The following is a 13,072-nucleotide window of genomic DNA, read 5'->3' on the forward strand; positions in this document are numbered from 1 at the left end:
CCGGTTCGGCCGGCCGGGCAGCCTGTGCCGGGTCTGGCCGGATCCCTACTCGAACATATTTCACTATAAGTGCTGAATCGATTACCTTTCGTAGGATCTCCTTCGGTGGGCCCACATCGGACCGTCGCGGGGTACGGACCCGTGTCCGCGCCCCGCGGCGGTCTCCGTCGCGAAGGACACGAAGGAGAAGACATGCGCACATGGAGGACGGCGGCCACCGCCGCGTCGATGGCGGTCCTGGCGCTCCTCGGCGGCACCTCTCCTGCCGCGGCCGGAGCAGCGGACGGGGACCCGTCCGCTCCGCCCGCCGCGTCCGCGGGGCGCGGAGCGGACACCGTGGAGGCCGGGAAGGCCGGCTCGGGCGCGGACGCCTCGGCGGTGATCCGTTGTGAGGGCCAGGTGCAGCGCCCGCACAACTCCACCCACGTGCCCGGCACGGTGAACGTCGTCGTGACCGTCTCGTGCACGGCGCCCGTGCCGCAGATCACCACGCGGGCAGCCCTGTACAAGAACGGGCAGCTCGTCAACCAGTCGTCGCTGCGGACCCAGACGAACACCCGCTCGGCGCAGAACAACGCGGCCGTGCGCTGCAGCCCGGGCAACTACCGCGGCTGGATGTACTTCAAGGTCGTCTTCCCGCCCGGTTACCAGCCGCCGACCGCCTCCGCCAACGGCCTCGGCCAGGAAGTGCGCATCGCCTGCTGACCCACTGCCACCGGAACGGCACCACCACGTTGCACGGGGGCGCCGCCGGGGAAGGAGTTCCGACGTGCGCCCCACCCCCGCCCGGATCCTGCGCCGGAGAGTGACGGACCTCGACGCGGCGGCGGACCCGGCCGCCGGCTCCGACGCGTGGCTGCGTCATTTCACCGCGGTCATGCCGCTGTGGACCGAGCCGGAAATGGCGGCCGCGGCCGGTGGCCCCGCCGTCGTCGACCCGTCCGAAGCGGACGGGATCGTGGAGAGCTGCCTGCTGCTGCGCCACCTCGCACGCGAGGAGGAAAGCCTCGTACGGGGCCCACTGGAACGGACGCGCCAGCACTGGATCGGCGCCGGCCCGCACGAACTGATGCCCTCCCGGCAGCCCGTCCTGGACCGGGCACGGTTCGTCGCACCCCTCGGGGACCCGATTCCGCCCAGCACGAAGCCGTTCCACCTGGGGCTCTACACCTCCACGGCGCGGCGCGGCGGCCCGAGCATGTGGCGGATGTACCTCGACCAGGGTTCGAGCCTCCACCCCTTGCCCTGGTACACATGGGAGTTGCGGGTCACGGACCCCACGGCCGAGGTCCTCGAGATCAGCGGCGCGAGCACCTGGGCGGCCTTCGTCGGGCGCTACCCCCTCGTGCACGACGGCTCCCTCTTCCCCGACTGGCGGAAGGTGGCCCAGGACTACGCCGGGGTGCACATGACGTTGCGCGCGATCGTCGCCACCCAGGGGTTCCGGATCCCCGTCGGGGTCGGCCTGGCCGCTGCCCCGTACTGGGACCTCGAATCGACCCTCTGGCTGCGCTGGTGCTTCGCCGACCCGCACCTGATCGAGACCCGCACCTGATCGAGACCGCACCACCGTCTCAGGGCCTCGCCGGCGCCGCCGGGGAGTGACCACCGGCAACGGTGCGGGAAACGTCTCGCGACCGCCGGGTCCAAGAGGCACAGGGATCAGTGTTTGAAGGCGTCCTTGGCCTTCTCGCCGGACTGCTTCAGGTTGCCTGCGACCCGGTCCGTCTTCCCTTCGGTCTGCAGCCGCCGGTTCCTGGTGGCCCGGCCGAGGCTTTGCTTGATCCTGCCGTGGAGTACCTGCTTCTTGTCCCTGATCTTCTTTGCGAGGTTCATGGCGGTCCCTTCTCTCGTCCGTCGGGTTCGGCTTCCTCATGCGTGCTCTCCGCGCAGGCCGCCCTTCCCGCAAGGGGGGCGGAGTCCGCCCGGTGCGGACTACCGGCGGTTCCCGGCGTACCGGCGTCCGCCGCCCTGGCGGCCACGACGGTGACGGGCGAAGCCCAGGATCCAGACGATCAGCACGACGACCGCGGCGGTCCACAGCAGGTGCATGCCGAAGCCGAACCCGAACAGAACCAGGGCCAGCAGGAGAAGGACGATCAACATGATCACGCCGGGCCTCCGGATGGGCCAGGGAGGATTCCCTGAGTTCCGCAGGGTCCGGGCGAAGCTGGACGGGGGCGCCGCCCCGGAGGATGCCGGAGCGTCGTAGCCCTATGCCGTGGTGTTCAGTCAACGCCCGGTTCCACTGCCTGTCAACAAGCTGGTGATACTGGCGTGTTCCGGCTCCGGGACGGGGACCGGCGGGGTTCGCGAGGACCCTTCGGCGGCAGTCTCCGCCGGGTCGGCCGGTGGCAGGACGTGGTCCTCCCACCAAGACAGGCCCATGACGGTCGCGAGCAGGACGAAGGGGGTCAGAGTGGAGATGATCAGCGCGTACATGAGTGCCGCCTGCCATCGGATGCGCGTGACACGGACGAGCGGCGGAATGCTGCCCGCGAGGGGCGCACCGAGGCCGTGCCGGGGTCGTGTGGCGACGGCAAGCGGGGGCCGGCCCCGATCGGGGAGGCTCCGGCACCGATGCGCAGCGTGCGCCCCGCAGGGGCGCGGTCAGTGCTCGCTGCTGCCGGGGTCCCGGGCGGCACCGTGCAGGTTAGTCCTCCCCGCATCATCCGAACAGGCGTATGGGATCGGCCTGTTCAAGTCCTGTCCGCGGTGGGCGGGCAGGACTACGCTGTGCGGTGAGGCCCCGGTCCCCGGCAGCGTGAGATCCCTTCCGCTCCGAGGAGGCCCATGGTGCATACAGGTGCCGGAATCTCCCGCACCACCCTCGGATGCCTTCCCTTCCGCGAGGGTCGCTGCCCGCGCCTCCGCCTCGTGCCACCGGCCCTGGTTTCCCGTCCCGGGTCCCTGCCAGGCGCCGGCGGCATGAGCCGCCCTTGACGCGCGAAAAGTGCCCGCGGGCCACAGGGCCGAAGCGGCACAAGACCGGCGAGTTCCCGAACAGCCACCGTCTCGATGAAGGAGCCTTCATGAATGACGTCTGGGGCTATCAGTCCAGTGCCGGCTACACGGCGGGCATCGACTTGACCGGATTCAAGGTCGAGGCCAGCGACGGCAGCATCGGCAAGGTCGACAAGCACTCCGACGATGTGGGCGCGGCCTGCATCGTCGTCGACACCGGCATATGGATCTTCGGCAAGCACGTCCTCATCCCGGCCGGCATCGTCACCAGGGTGGACAACGCCCAGCACACGATCCACGTCTCGCGAACGAAGGAAGAGATCAAGAACTCCCCGGAGTTCGACAAGGACAAGCACCTCGGCGACACCGACTACCACCGCAACGTCGGCTCCTACTACCAGCGCCCACGCGGCTGATAGCGCCCTCGCACCGCGCGGGGCGGCCGCGTGGCGGCAAGGACGGTGGGCGCAGACCGGGAACGCACCCGGTCTGCGCCCACCGCGTCCCCTCCCCCGTCCCCAGCTGCATCGGATGACACCACCCCACCACGAGAGCGACAACAAGACTGGGCCGCCCGCTGCCGACGCAGGCGGCCCAGCCAGAGGGCATCGTCCGGCCACTGGTCGCCGTCACCTCATCCCGGGGTCCATGGCGTCCGCTGCACGGGGCCGCTCGGTGTCCGCGTTGTGCGCCAGGCCGTCCGGCTTCGCCGCGCTCCGCTCGCCGATGGGAAGGACCAGTACCCGCAGCACGGTGGGGCCGGGCGGCCGGCGGAACTCTCCGATGTCCTGCCACCCCCAGGACCGGAAGGCAGCGCAGGCCGCTTGATCGGCCCGATCCACCAAGGTGGCCCCGAGCGATGCCTGATGGCTGGTGAGCAGCCGCTCCTGAAGGTGACCGGCGAGACCACGGTCGCGCTCATGCGGATGGATCACGATCTCGGTGATCGCGAAGACGTGCCCGGACGCGGTGAGCTGCTCGACGTCCTGCGGGAGCGCCCCGGAGAACCCCTGCCACCAGGCGCCGTCACGCCGCACGGGAAACCCGAAGGCACACCCCACCAAGGCCGGCGCCTGCCCTGCCTGCGTGGCTTCCGCGATCATCATGTCGAACCCGGGCCGTCGGACGTCATCGGCAAGGCGCCGCAGGAAGCTCTCGCGGCTGCGGTACTCCTCGCCGGGCTCGGTGTCGGCGGACTCCACGTACAGATCCGCCAGGTCCTCACGCTGGTCCTCGGCCTGCCAGCGGCTCAGCCCACGCACGTACACCCCGCCCTCCGCCGACGGTGCGTAGCCCTCCAGCTTCTGGGCCTGCCCCGGCCCGGAACGGGCCGTCACAGCACACCACCCGAGAGAGCGGGCATCAGGACACCGGACGGTCCGATGGCCCCGTACGTGCGAGAAGACTGTGGTGCCGGAAGGCTTCCGGCTGATCCTTCCGGGCAAGGAGGTGTCATGGCAGGGTCCGGGAGGTCGAGGAGCAGGGGACCGGCGCCGGTGAAGCTGAGGATCCGGGTCAGCGTAGGAGGCGGGTAGTGCAGGCGCAGGGACCCTCCGGCCGCGATGGTGTGGTGCGAGGCGCGGAGGAAGGCGTTGAGGCCGCTGCAGTCGCAGAAGGTGACAGGGGTGAGGTCGACGTCGATGGTGCGGATGCCCTCGCCCAGGCACCGCTCCAGTGTCTCGCTCACCAAGGGCGCCGAGACCTGGTCGATCTCACCGGCCAGGGTGATCAGCGCCCGGTTCTCCTTGTCGTGCCGGTAGACGTTCAGCATCTGAAGGGCGGGCATGGTGCCTCGGTTCAGGAGACTGGCCGGGGCATTGCCAGGTGAGGTGCCGGGCTTCGGCACTTCCTGCTGTGCTCCCGGTGCATGACTTTCGGGCAAGCAGGCGAACCACTGACCCAGCGGGCCGTGTTCCAGGGCCGAGGGCCCCAGCTGGTTCCCTGCGGGGATGCACTGAGCGAAGGGACGAACAGTCCGCTCCCCACAGGCACCGTGTGCCAAGAAACAGCATGCCGTCGGGGTCTGGGACGTCCACTCAGCAGCATAGACCCCGGTCCGACCCCAGGAGACGGCCGCAAGCCGACAAGTTTTCAAGACTGCGCAGTTCGTCCGCCCGCAGCTTGACAGCTCTGTCCGCCTCGTCAAAAGGACTGCGCCCGTCTAGCGGCCTCACTGCCGGCCGAAGTGAACGAATGAGTACTCCAACGCCGCCACATGCAATGACAGGCACTACGCGACGCCAACGTAGCCACGCACACGGGCGACCTGTCCGGCGCACGCCGTGCCCTGAGCCGCGCGGTCAGCCACCAGGGGCGCGCCCACGCTGACGCGGAGGTGCCGCGCTGGGCTCAGTTCGTCGGGCCGTTCGAGGTCGACTACGCCACGGCCGACATGTACGTACGAGCCGAGCAGCCCAAACGCGCCGTGCCGTTCCTGCGCGCAGCCGTGCGCGACATCGACGGCGACCTCGCGCGCAAACAACGCGTCGTACCGCGTCAAACTCGCGAGTGTGCTGCTTGCTGCCGGGGAAGTCGATGAAGCATGCGCGGAGATGAGCGCCGTACTCGACGTCTACAGCGGTATCTCCTCGCCACGTCTGGCGGGCAAGGTACAGGACTTCTGGCATGCCGTAGCCCGCATCGACAGCGTGACTGCCCGTGACTGCGCGGCGCGTATTCGCGAGACAGTACGAGGGACTGCCGTATGACAGAGCACGAGACAGTCACGGTTGAGCAGTTGGACGGTCCGGCCGCAGCGGAGGCCGAGGACTCGTTCCGTCTGGTCTACGCCGAGGCGTTCGCCGAACCGCCCTACAACGAGACGGGGGCCGACGTCGCGGCCGCCTTCCGCCGATTCCGCTCCCAGACCCGCAAAAGCAGCTTCCGCGGCGCCCTCGCCCACACGGACGACCGCGAGCCGGTCGGCATCGCCTATGGGTACTCTCTCGGACCCGACACCGGCTGGTGGGACCAGCTCGTCACACCCGTACCCGACGACATGCGGCGCGAGGACGGACACCGCACCTTCGGCTTGATGGAGCTTGCCACGCGCGGACCGTGGCGGAGGCGAGGTATTGCTCGCCGACTGCACAACGCCTTGCTCGAAAGCGCTGAGGCCGAACGTGTACTGCTCAACGTCCATCCGGACAGCAAGGCGGCACAAGCTGCCTACCGATCGTGGGGGTACCAGAAGGTAGGCGAAGCTCGCCCCTGGCCCGGCGCAGATCTCCACGACGTGATGCTATTCAGCCGGCGGTGACCACCCACTGAGCGCTACCACCGAGGAGGACCCAGCCAACTCGCGACACAAGCAGCGTATTTCGCCAATCGTTCACGTTCCTCCGAAGATTTCTTTCTTACACAGGCGGTTCACAGCGAAAGTGCAGGCGAGGCGGCGTTGCTACGCCGCGTGCGGCTGCACGACCTGCGCCATGGGCGGGCGTATTAAAAGTCCGTTGCCAGCCGGGAGTGAAGTTCGACGTCATAGCGGACGCCGTCGTATGCGAGCTTCTGGCGTTGCCGCCCCTCCACGGTGAATCCCGCGGCACGAGCCACCGCGCACGAGGCGGGGTTGTTCACCCGGTGTCCCAGCTCCAGCCGGAAGAGATCCGCGTCGTGGAAAGCCCAATGGGCGAGGGCACGGCAGGCCGAAGAGGCTGTGCCTCTGCCTCTTGCCGGCGCCGTGGTCCAGTACGACACCCATCCGACGGAGTGCCGCCGGTTCACCGCACCGACGGACACATGTCCGAGCACCGTGCCCTGGCCGTCGGCCACGGCGAAGGCGAAGGCCGAGCCCGCAGCCCACTGGTCGCCACGATCGGCAATCCAGCGCTCGGCAGCCCGCGCCGAGTCCACCGGCTCGTCGGCCTGCCCCCGCATGAGGGGATCCGCGAATGCGGCCATCACCGATGCGGCATCCCCGGATGTCCATCTACGCAGCACCAGGCCTGAAGAAGCTTCGACACGATCACGCACGACGCGAGTCTTCCTCCCGGGCGCCGCAGCTGTCACGCCGTTTTCCCCAGCGGCCTGGCACCGTGAGACGCAGGGGCGGCGACGCGCGTCCCCCGAAGGGGCCGCCCCGCCCCGGCTCCACGCCGGGGCCGCCGTTACCGTACATACGCGATCTTGAGGCCGGTACCAGCACGGGGCCGGGGCGGAAAGGAAACCATGCGCGCGGCAGCCGAGGACGAGGCACACGACGAGTTCTTCCCGCTCGTCCCGGCGCCGGAGGACGGCAGCCGCTGGCAGGCGCCCACCGACCTCGAACAACACCTGTACAAGCTGAGCCGGAAGGACGACGGCTACGCCTACTTGCGCACCCTCGCGATCGAGGGCGTGTACTACCCCGTACGCCTCGACCAGGCGCGGGCGGCCGGCGAGGACTCGTACCCCATGCTGACCACCGAGACGCCCGACGGGCGCGTCGTGGCGCAGGTCTACACGGCGGGCCTGCTGCCCCGGCCGCACCCCTTTCTCGTGTACGAGTACACGACCCTCGGCGCGCTCGCGCACATCCTCGCCGACGAGGTGGACGTCCTCGCCGTCAACCCGGCCACGCCCTGCGAGCACTACTTCCCGACCGACGACGACGAACGGGAAGTCTGGCTGGACCTGCACCACGAGCTGTTCTCGTCGGACGCGCTGATGGACCGGGTGGTGACCCGGCGGACCGGGGCGCCCGCGCCCGGCCCGTTGCTGCACGGCCTGGCCTGCGGCGCGCACCTGTGCTTCACCAACGGCGACGCGTGGAACACCGCGCACTGGCATGGCATGGGCTACCGCGGCGAGACCGAGCGGATCGCGGACGACTGGGGTGTGCACGGCCGTGAGGACTGGCTCGCGACGCAGGAGCGGCTGCTCGGCCAGGAGGTGAGCCCCTGGTACTGGGACTTCGTCCTCGGCGCGCGGACCGCGCTGATCCGTGCCCGGGGCGGTCGCGTCGACCCCGAGCGGTGGCGGGACACCGTCGAGTCGACGCTGCGCGCCCGCGCCCAGGAGAGCGACGCCGCGACCGACGACCCCGAGTTCGGCGAGTTCGTGGCGCATCTGCGCTCCCTGGTGGGCAAGGTGCTGCGCTACGAGGCCCGCTTCCGCGCCGATGGGCTCCTGCCGCCCGACGGTTTCGTACGCACGATCGCCGCCTGGGACATCGGCCGCGGCTCGAAGATGGCCCGCTGGGGTCGGGGAGCCCGCTATGCCACGGAGTCCGAGATGCACACGGCGATCGAACGCGCGGCCACGGCCGCGCAGGCCGCGTACGACTCCTGGGAGGAGTTCTCCGCCGGCTACGTACTCGGCCGCTGCCTGCACTTCGACGAGGAGGAGTTCGGCCCCTGGTACACCACGGTCCTCGACGCCCACCGGGCACTGACCACCGACCCGGACAGCCCCTGGCTGACGGTGCCGTTCACCGGTCACGCCTGAGCGCGGGCCCGGTACGCGACGGCCGTGCCCGCGGGGGGCTCCGCCGAAGCCGGTGGGCCGGCCACCCTCGCCGCCGCGACGGCGGGGGGCCGGACCGGCTCACACGTCGAGATCGGCGAAGACGGCGGCGTGGTCGGATGCCTGGTCGCCCTTCGAGGTGACGGTGTCGAACGACTTGCCGGGCCTGAAGATCCCGCGCCGCTCCACGTCCACCGCCTCCACCGTGTCGAACAGCTCGGGCGAGAACATCAGGTAGTCGATTTTGTCGGAGAGCGACGTGCCAGGGCCGTGGGTTCCGGGATCCCCCGTGAAACTGGGGTGGCTCATCGCGTCCTGCAACCCGGTGGCCAGGAGGGCCGCGAGCGGCTCACTGTCCGGCGTGTCGTTGAGGTCTCCGGCGACCACCACCCGCGCGGAGCGGTGGAGAGCCTCCTTGTAGATCGCCGCGACCCGCTCGGCCTGCCGATTGCGCTTGCGGAGGGTGTCGGCCGGGTTGCCGATCTTGCTCTTGAAGTGGTTCCCGAGGATCCACAGCGGCGCCGCGCCATCGAGCTGGATCTCGAATTCCGGGCAGTCCCGGCTGAAGATCTGCTTTCCGTCCTTGGTGTCGAAGATGTGCGAGCGTATCGAGTTGATGGGGTGACGGCTGAGCAGGCCGACATCGATGCCGCGACTGTCGTTGCCGTCGATCAGCAGGTTGAACGGATACGGCTGCGCACCCAATTGCCCTCCCAGCACTTGGTGGTTGAAGCGGTCCAGGGTGAGCCGGTCCTCGACCTCGACCGTCAGCAGCACGTCGGCGTTCACCTCGGCGATCACCCGGGCGGTGTTCTTGACGGCTTGCAGGTTGAGATCGTCACGGACCATCTCGGCCCAGCCCACCCAGTCCGGCCGTCCCTTGGCCTTGACCTCGACGGCGCTGCCCTGCCCCTTCAGCAGTTTCGCGCCACCGCGGGGCTCGATCACCGCGATCGTCTGGGTGGAGACCGCTTGGGCGCTGTCGATGCTGTGCGCCTTGAGTATCTCGACGATGTCCGCCTTGTCCTGCGACGTGTACTCGACGTGGCCGAGGAGTTCGACGAGCTTCTTGAAGGCGTCGAGGGCGCCTTGTCGTTCGGTGTCGTCCGCGATGCCGAAGACGGCCGGCCGCCGGAAAAGGTTCTCGGCGTTGAAGGTTGCGATGCGGATGGTCATAGCGCCTCCTCACGCGGCGCGGATACACGCTGCCGACGCAGCAGGCGCCGCCGAGGTCACTGCTCGCCGACACTTCATATTCTCCGAGGGTGGGAAACGCCTGTCCAACGGGGGGCGGACCGCTATCCGGGGGCGGCGCACGCGGGCAGAAATATGCCTGAGGCATCATGTTGCGGGCCGCTGAGCGAGGGCGGAAACTGACTACATAACACGAACACACCTGGATCGCATCCCAGTCGGACGATTCACGCGTTTCACCAGGTGGAACTGTTCGGCTTCGGCTTACGTGAAGATCTCTCCTCGTTCACCGGCTCCGGGTTCCGCCCACGACACCATCTCCATTTCCTCAGGAGCACCGTCATGACGGACTCTCCTTTCGGCACCGGCGCGACCCGCGCCTCGAACACCTCGTGGTGCGCGATCGTGCCGCCGTATCTGCTCACCAAGCTCGCCCAGTCCGGTGATCTGGACGTCAGACGGCGGGCCCGCCGTACCTTGGCGCTGGACACGGCAGAGCGGGTCCAGCGGCGGCTGACGACGGAACTCGGCCTTCTGGCCGCCCCGCCGACAGGTCCCGCCGACCGCCCCGACCGCACCGTCTACGATGCCGAGCGGGGCTCCGAGCTTCCCGGCACACCCGTGCGCAAGGAGGGGAGCAGCGACGTACAGGACGCCGCGGTGAACAACGCCTATCGCGGCCTGGGAGCGACTTTCGACTTCTACCTGAAGGTCTTCTCCCGCTCCTCCATCGACGGAGAAGGGCTCCCGCTCGACGCCAGCGTCCACTACGGCGTCGAGTTCGGAAACGCCCTGTGGAACGGCGAACAGATGATCTTCGGAGACGGGGACGACCTCATCGGCAATTTCACCGAATCCCAGACGGTCGCCAGCCACGAGCACACCCACGGAGTGACCCAGTTCACCGCCAATCTGGAGTACTTCGGCCAGTCCGGAGCCCTCAACGAGCACGTCTCCGATGTCTTCGGTTCCCTGGTCGACCAGTACATCAAGCACCAGACCGTGGCCGAGGCCAATTGGCTGATCGGAGAGGAAGTCCTGCGTCCCGGAGTCACGGGAGTCGCACTGCGCTCGATGAAGGCACCGGGAACCGCGTACAACGACGACGAGCTGGGCAAGGACCCCCAGCCGGCCCACATGGACCAATTCGTCAGGACGTTCCGTGACAGCGGCGGAGTGCATTCCAACTCCGGCATCCCCAACCACGCCTTCTATCTGGCGGCATCGAGACTCGGCGGTTACGCCTGGGAGCAGCCCGGCCGCATCTGGTACGACGCGCTCACCAGCGGGAGACTCGGCCCCCGAGCCGACTTCGCGGCATTCGCCCAGCTGACCGCGGAGATCGCCGAGGACTACGGACCGAGGGAAGGCGAAGAGGTGCGCCGGGCGTGGGCCGAGGTCGGCGTACCGACCACGGCCGGCTGAGGCGCGGCCACTCAGTCGAGGCAGAACTCGTTGCCCTCGATGTCCCGCATCCCGAGGCACGACTCGTCGACGCCATCGGCAAGCAGTAGTCGCTCGCGTACCGCGCCGAGCGCGACCAGCCGTGCGCATTCGGCCTCGAGTGCGGCCACGCGCTCTTCACCCACGAGCCCAGTGCCGACCCGCACGTCAAGATGCACCCGATTCTTGACGACCTTGCCTTCGGGAACGCGCTGGAAGAACAGTCGCGGGCCCACTCCCGAGGGATCGACGCATGCGAACTCCGAACCCTGACGCTCAGGCGGCAGGGCGCGATCGTAATCGTCCCAAGTAGCGAACCCCTCCGGTGGCGGCGGTACGACATACCCCAACACCTCGCACCAGAAACGAGCGACGCGCTCAGGTTCCGCGCAGTCGAAAGTGATTTGGACCTGCTTGATCGACGCCATCGGTCCATCGTAGAGGCGGGGTCATTCACCGTCTCCACGGGTCCGCCCTTGGCCCGGGGCGGCGTTTCCGAGGCCGGGGACGGGTCCGGGCTGGAGGTGCGCGTGGTTCCTCGCGCGTGCCCGGTCCGTCCCCGGTTGCGGTGTCGCGTACCCGTTCCGCTTGTCCCGACTCCGTTTCGCCGGGCCCGGCCCGGGACGGAACGGATTCGCCGGGCCCGGCCCGGGACGGAACAGAAGGGGCCCGGCCCGATCACGTGGATCGGGCCGGGCCCCTGGGTGTCGCGAGGCGTCAGGTCACCATCGATACCAGCGGCCACGGCTGCCACCGGCGCTCGTGGAGCGCATGAGGAAGCCGAGGAGCCAGATCACCAGAACGGCGACGGCGACCCACCACAGGATCTTCACCGCGAAACCGGCACCGAAAAGGATCAGTGCGAGGAGCAGTACGAGAAGCAGGGGAACCATAGTCATCAACCTCCGAACCGACGTATGCCCTGCGTTCTCCCTTTCACACCCACTCTGTTTCAGGGACGATTTTCGTGCGACAAAAGGCGGGTTCACGACCTTTCAGGTCGTGAACCCGCCTTCTGATGATTCGCCTGTTCTCCTACGAACTCCCCCGGCAGGCGGATCCGTCAGTCCTCGGCGGTCATGCCGGTACGGAGTTTGGCGAGAATTCGGGTGAGGAGGCGGGAGACGTGCATCTGCGAGAGGCCGAGCTCTTCCCCGATCCGGGACTGGGTCATCTCCTGGCCGAACCGCATGGCGACGATGCGGCGTTCGCGCTCGTCGAGCTGTTTCAGCAGGGGTGCGAGAGCGTGGAGGTTCTCCACGGTTTCCATGGCGGGGTCGAGTCCGCCCAGCGCCTCGGCGAATGTGCGCCCGGTCTTGCCCGCCGGGCTGTCGTTTCCGGAATCGCTGGGAATGTCGAGGGATCCGGCGGTGTAGCCATTGGCGGCGACAATGCCCTCGACGACCTCGTCCTCCCTGAGTTCCAGATGCGCGGCGAGTTCCGTGACGGTGGGTTCCCGGTCCAGGGCGGTGGAGAGGTACGCCTGGGCCTTGGCGAGTTCGACCCGCAGTTCCTGCAGGCGCCGGGGGACATGGACGGCCCAGCTGGTGTCGCGGAAGTGCCGCTTGATCTCCCCGACGATGTAGGGGACCGCGAAGGTGGTGAACACGACTTCGCGCGAGAGGTCGAACCGGTCGATGGCCTTGATCAGGCCGATGGTGCCGACCTGGACGATGTCCTCCATCTCGTCCGCGCCACGGTTACGGAAGCGGCTCGCGGCGAACCGGACCAGGGACAGGTTCATCTCGATGAGGGTGTTGCGCGCGTACTGGTACTCCGGCGTGCCCTCTTCCAGGACCTGAAGCCGGGCGAAGAACAGCTTCGAGAGCTCCCGGGCGTCCGTGGGGGCGACGCTTCCGGCATCCTCCACCCACGGCAGGCCCCCGGCCCGGGCCGGCGCGGCCGCCGACGCCACCGCCGACAGCTCCGCCTCCGGCGTACACACCGATTCCGCTGTCATCGGATCCGCCCTCCGTGGTAGTCGGCCGGTCACTGAACGCGTCTTCCCCGGGACGGCCCGTTCATT

General features: G+C 68.7%; 17 protein-coding genes. 7 read left to right on the forward strand and 10 right to left on the reverse strand.

The features are described 5' to 3' along the window. The first annotated feature begins 192 nt into the window (after positions 1-192). Positions 193-705, forward strand: a complete 513-nt coding sequence (locus ACZ303_RS17800; RefSeq protein WP_467339909.1) for a hypothetical protein — start codon at positions 193-195, stop codon at positions 703-705. A 64-nt stretch (positions 706-769) separates the two neighbouring features. Next, on the forward strand, positions 770-1,555 hold the full coding sequence (locus ACZ303_RS17805; RefSeq protein ID WP_467339910.1) for a hypothetical protein: 786 nt from the start codon (positions 770-772) through the stop codon (positions 1,553-1,555). Positions 1,556-1,662: 107 nt separating this feature from the next. Here ACZ303_RS17805 and ACZ303_RS17810 read toward each other — a convergent pair whose 3' ends face one another. Both ACZ303_RS17810 and ACZ303_RS17815 read right to left on the reverse strand, forming a co-directional pair. Beyond that, positions 1,663-1,836, reverse strand: a complete 174-nt coding sequence (locus tag ACZ303_RS17810; protein WP_311607103.1) for a CsbD family protein — start codon at positions 1,834-1,836, stop codon at positions 1,663-1,665. A gap of 99 nt (positions 1,837-1,935) precedes the next feature. Then, a complete protein-coding gene (locus tag ACZ303_RS17815) occupies positions 1,936-2,106 on the reverse strand; it encodes a DUF5670 family protein (protein ID WP_467340193.1) in 171 nt (56 codons plus the stop codon). A 926-nt stretch (positions 2,107-3,032) separates the two neighbouring features. Between ACZ303_RS17815 and ACZ303_RS17820 the strand changes: the two genes are divergently transcribed. Further along, the gene (locus tag ACZ303_RS17820) at positions 3,033-3,380 is read left to right on the forward strand and encodes a PRC-barrel domain containing protein (RefSeq protein WP_467339914.1); all 348 of its coding nucleotides are present in this window, start codon (positions 3,033-3,035) and stop codon (positions 3,378-3,380) included. Positions 3,381-3,593: 213 nt separating this feature from the next. Here ACZ303_RS17820 and ACZ303_RS17825 read toward each other — a convergent pair whose 3' ends face one another. From ACZ303_RS17825 to ACZ303_RS17835, 3 genes are all read right to left on the reverse strand, one after another. Continuing rightward, positions 3,594-4,301 (reverse strand): hypothetical protein, encoded by a 708-nt coding sequence (locus ACZ303_RS17825; RefSeq protein ID WP_467339915.1) that lies wholly within the window; start codon positions 4,299-4,301, stop codon positions 3,594-3,596. After that, positions 4,298-4,750, reverse strand: coding sequence for an STAS domain-containing protein (locus ACZ303_RS17830; RefSeq protein ID WP_467339917.1), 453 nt, complete (start codon positions 4,748-4,750; stop codon positions 4,298-4,300). The genes ACZ303_RS17825 and ACZ303_RS17830 overlap by 4 nt, the downstream gene beginning before the upstream one ends. Before the next feature lie 444 nt (positions 4,751-5,194). Further along, positions 5,195-5,464 (reverse strand): hypothetical protein, encoded by a 270-nt coding sequence (locus ACZ303_RS17835; protein WP_467339919.1) that lies wholly within the window; start codon positions 5,462-5,464, stop codon positions 5,195-5,197. 10 nt (positions 5,465-5,474) lie between these two features. Here ACZ303_RS17835 and ACZ303_RS17840 point away from each other — a divergent pair, with 10 nt between their 5' ends. Further along, on the forward strand, positions 5,475-5,672 hold the full coding sequence (locus tag ACZ303_RS17840; RefSeq protein WP_467339921.1) for a hypothetical protein: 198 nt from the start codon (positions 5,475-5,477) through the stop codon (positions 5,670-5,672). After that, a complete protein-coding gene (locus ACZ303_RS17845; RefSeq protein WP_467339923.1) occupies positions 5,669-6,223 on the forward strand; it encodes a GNAT family N-acetyltransferase in 555 nt (184 codons plus the stop codon). The genes ACZ303_RS17840 and ACZ303_RS17845 overlap by 4 nt, the downstream gene beginning before the upstream one ends. Positions 6,224-6,408: 185 nt before the next feature. Here the strand turns inward: ACZ303_RS17845 and ACZ303_RS17850 are convergent, their stop codons facing one another. After that, the gene (locus ACZ303_RS17850) at positions 6,409-6,939 is read right to left on the reverse strand and encodes a GNAT family N-acetyltransferase (RefSeq protein ID WP_467339925.1); all 531 of its coding nucleotides are present in this window, start codon (positions 6,937-6,939) and stop codon (positions 6,409-6,411) included. A 195-nt stretch (positions 6,940-7,134) separates the two neighbouring features. Between ACZ303_RS17850 and ACZ303_RS17855 the strand changes: the two genes are divergently transcribed. After that, positions 7,135-8,391, forward strand: coding sequence for a DUF1266 domain-containing protein (locus ACZ303_RS17855; protein ID WP_467339927.1), 1,257 nt, complete (start codon positions 7,135-7,137; stop codon positions 8,389-8,391). 99 nt (positions 8,392-8,490) lie between these two features. On the opposite strand, the gene ACZ303_RS17860 is transcribed toward ACZ303_RS17855, so the two are convergent. Beyond that, a complete protein-coding gene (locus ACZ303_RS17860) occupies positions 8,491-9,585 on the reverse strand; it encodes an endonuclease/exonuclease/phosphatase family protein (protein WP_467339929.1) in 1,095 nt (364 codons plus the stop codon). A 360-nt stretch (positions 9,586-9,945) separates the two neighbouring features. On the opposite strand from ACZ303_RS17860, the gene ACZ303_RS17865 reads away from it, so the two are divergent. Continuing rightward, a complete protein-coding gene (locus tag ACZ303_RS17865) occupies positions 9,946-11,028 on the forward strand; it encodes a M4 family metallopeptidase (RefSeq protein WP_467339931.1) in 1,083 nt (360 codons plus the stop codon). 11 nt (positions 11,029-11,039) lie between these two features. Here the strand turns inward: ACZ303_RS17865 and ACZ303_RS17870 are convergent, their stop codons facing one another. The 3 genes from ACZ303_RS17870 to ACZ303_RS17880 form a co-directional block, all read right to left on the reverse strand. After that, positions 11,040-11,474, reverse strand: a complete 435-nt coding sequence (locus ACZ303_RS17870) for a VOC family protein (RefSeq protein WP_467339933.1) — start codon at positions 11,472-11,474, stop codon at positions 11,040-11,042. A gap of 294 nt (positions 11,475-11,768) precedes the next feature. Beyond that, entirely contained in the window at positions 11,769-11,939 is a 171-nt protein-coding gene (locus ACZ303_RS17875) for a hydrophobic protein (RefSeq protein WP_467340188.1), read from the reverse strand. Between the two features lie 170 nt (positions 11,940-12,109). Beyond that, a complete protein-coding gene (locus ACZ303_RS17880) occupies positions 12,110-13,006 on the reverse strand; it encodes an RNA polymerase sigma factor SigF (RefSeq protein WP_467339935.1) in 897 nt (298 codons plus the stop codon). Positions 13,007-13,072: the final 66 nt, after the last annotated feature.

The organism is Streptomyces sp. NPDC023527 (assembly GCF_055560115.1).

Bases quoted from the DNA above. Each gene is read 5' to 3' on its own strand.
- ACZ303_RS17810 (WP_311607103.1), bottom strand. From the start codon at position 1,836: ATGAACCTCGCAAAGAAGATCAGGGACAAGAAGCAGGTACTCCACGGC.
- ACZ303_RS17830 (WP_467339917.1), bottom strand. From the start codon at position 4,750: ATGCCCGCCCTTCAGATGCTGAACGTCTACCGGCACGACAAGGAGAAC.
- ACZ303_RS17875 (WP_467340188.1), bottom strand. From the start codon at position 11,939: ATGGTTCCCCTGCTTCTCGTACTGCTCCTCGCACTGATCCTTTTCGGT.
- ACZ303_RS17860 (WP_467339929.1), bottom strand. From the start codon at position 9,585: ATGACCATCCGCATCGCAACCTTCAACGCCGAGAACCTTTTCCGGCGG.
- ACZ303_RS17815 (WP_467340193.1), bottom strand. From the start codon at position 2,106: ATGTTGATCGTCCTTCTCCTGCTGGCCCTGGTTCTGTTCGGGTTCGGC.
- ACZ303_RS17865 (WP_467339931.1), top strand. From the start codon at position 9,946: ATGACGGACTCTCCTTTCGGCACCGGCGCGACCCGCGCCTCGAACACC.
- ACZ303_RS17820 (WP_467339914.1), top strand. From the start codon at position 3,033: ATGAATGACGTCTGGGGCTATCAGTCCAGTGCCGGCTACACGGCGGGC.
- ACZ303_RS17855 (WP_467339927.1), top strand. From the start codon at position 7,135: ATGCGCGCGGCAGCCGAGGACGAGGCACACGACGAGTTCTTCCCGCTC.
- ACZ303_RS17845 (WP_467339923.1), top strand. From the start codon at position 5,669: ATGACAGAGCACGAGACAGTCACGGTTGAGCAGTTGGACGGTCCGGCC.
- ACZ303_RS17870 (WP_467339933.1), bottom strand. From the start codon at position 11,474: ATGGCGTCGATCAAGCAGGTCCAAATCACTTTCGACTGCGCGGAACCT.
- ACZ303_RS17880 (WP_467339935.1), bottom strand. From the start codon at position 13,006: ATGACAGCGGAATCGGTGTGTACGCCGGAGGCGGAGCTGTCGGCGGTG.
- ACZ303_RS17800 (WP_467339909.1), top strand. From the start codon at position 193: ATGCGCACATGGAGGACGGCGGCCACCGCCGCGTCGATGGCGGTCCTG.